The 1,995-nt window shown below is 38.5% G+C and carries 3 protein-coding genes; all 3 read right to left on the bottom strand.

The window, feature by feature from the left end:
* Positions 1-953: P-type conjugative transfer protein TrbL (gene trbL, locus K3248_RS08505; protein ID WP_246588464.1), on the bottom strand; the 953-nt coding region annotated here is incomplete at its 3' end.
* A gap of 123 nt (positions 954-1,076) precedes the next feature.
* Positions 1,077-1,349 (bottom strand): TrbL/VirB6 family protein, encoded by a 273-nt coding sequence (locus K3248_RS08910; protein WP_246588446.1) that lies wholly within the window; start codon positions 1,347-1,349, stop codon positions 1,077-1,079.
* 55 nt (positions 1,350-1,404) lie between these two features.
* The coding region (trbJ, locus tag K3248_RS08500; RefSeq protein WP_220717896.1) for a P-type conjugative transfer protein TrbJ at positions 1,405-1,995 on the bottom strand (591 nt) is incomplete at its 5' end.

Raw genomic sequence — 1,995 nt, 5'->3', positions numbered from 1 at the left:
TCATTATATTCTGGTGATGTCGGTGGAGCATTAAGACTAAGATTTGCCGCATCTTCCATTCCTGGAATACAAAAAGCAGCCATATGTCCAGCACCTTTTAAAGTCATATCAGCCACATCTCTCATTTTTAGAGAAGGTGACTTAGATTGATCTGGAGAAACCGATGATTGATCTGGAGGAACCGATTTAGCTTGAGGTTGACTAGTACTAGTGGAACGGTTTTCCCCTCCAGCTACACGTGGATTTCCCCCAGATTGAGGTTTACTACCACTATCTTTAAAAGAGTTTCCAGTCATTTTAGAAGCGTTTACATTACTTCCTGGTCCCATCATAGAACCGCCGCCCATTCCACCAGCACCAGCTGCTCCACCAGCACCAGCTGCTCCACCAGCACCAGCTGCTCCACCAGCAGCAGATGCTCCACCAGCAGCAGATGCTCCACCAGCAGCAGCTGGTGCTGCTGCCCCACCAGTTGCTGCTATAGCAGCTATGCTCGCAGCTGCTCCTACAGCAGCACCAGCCATTGCTCCAATAGTTGCACCAGTTCCACCACTTGAACCAGAAATTAAACCAGCAATAATTTCTGGAAGAGTCTTTGTTAAATAAACACATAACAAAGAAAGTCCTAGCAATGTCCAATTTGACGCAGAAGAATAAACATATGCATCTTTCCACGCCTGCATAGAATTGGAAATCAAAGTCACTAAAAGCGTCATTACAAATAATTTTGCGCCAACAGAGACAGCATAACGAAATGTTGTTATACTTATTTCTCGTGTCCATTGAGACGCTCCAAACCCCATAAATATAACAGATGCATTGATTACAATATACGATTCAATAAGTGTAACAGCTAGTAAAACAGCGATAAAGCCAAAGCATAAAAAAACAATAATAGACTGAATAGCAATCAATACAGAAGTTATAGGATTCCAAGTACTAACATTTGCCATAGCGTCCATAATATTAGAAGCTTCACCAAAACATCTGCAGGAAAGACTCTGGATCTTCCGCTTGCATGAGCTGCTGCTGTACGAAAACTTTCAACAATAGCTGTCCCCATTCTTGAGAATACTCTAAAGAGCAGCAAAAAAGCCTATCACAAGAATGAACTTAACCAATTCTCCTACAAAATCAGCAATATCAGATTGTTTAAACAAAAGAGGAATAAAGCTAATAAGAAATTGAATACCGGCCAATAACCAAAAAAGACGAAAACCATAATGATGTAGTTTTGAATACCAACTACGAGATTGATTTTCTATCAAATCTAATAAACCAGTAAATGATTTAGTTTTGTCTAAGCCATCTGCAAAAGAAATATCTGTAAAAAATATATACCCCAGCACAATCAAAAACAATATTAAAAAAACGCGTTTTTGCTTCTTAACTTAGAGTGTTTATTTAATATGCATGTCCACGATCTGTATCTGGTGATTTTGTCTCAAAAAACTTTTCAACATCAGCTTCATTTTTTGCTCTACGCTCCACCTCATTGGCCGTGTAATTTGCTTGCAAAGTGGTATTATTAGCAACAAGATCACGAAGTAGTTGCAATTGTTTAACTTGTTGTGCTGCAATTTCATTTCCAGCTTGAATGGCTTGCATACGCCCTTCTGCACTTGCTGAACGATCAACAAGTTTTTGCATCATTTTGTCTTCATTCTCAAAACTGCTAGTGTTAATCCCTGCGGCTTCAATCGCAACTCGTGAATTAGAAAAACCAGTTTCCGCCCACTTTCTATAATCTTTTTTTGGATTTATCTTTCCCGAATTTTTTAAATAATCTTCATAACCAGGAAACATTTTTTCAAACCTGCTATTTAGATTCCCCATATTATAAGAAATGCTCTGACTATCTTGATAAACTTGTTTCAATTTTTGTAGAGTACCCTGCAAACCATCAAATTGTGGACTAGAAAATGAAAGCCCCTGTTTTACCATATCTTTATATTGTTGAAGCTGTGTTTGAAGTTGTTTAGCTGTGTTAATTTG

Origin of the sequence: Bartonella raoultii, from assembly GCF_019659805.1 — a bacterium.
GTDB classification, from domain to species: domain Bacteria; phylum Pseudomonadota; class Alphaproteobacteria; order Rhizobiales; family Rhizobiaceae; genus Bartonella; species Bartonella raoultii.
Note: the sequence above shows the minus strand (reverse complement) of the source record. Positions and strands in the feature narration are given on the sequence as shown.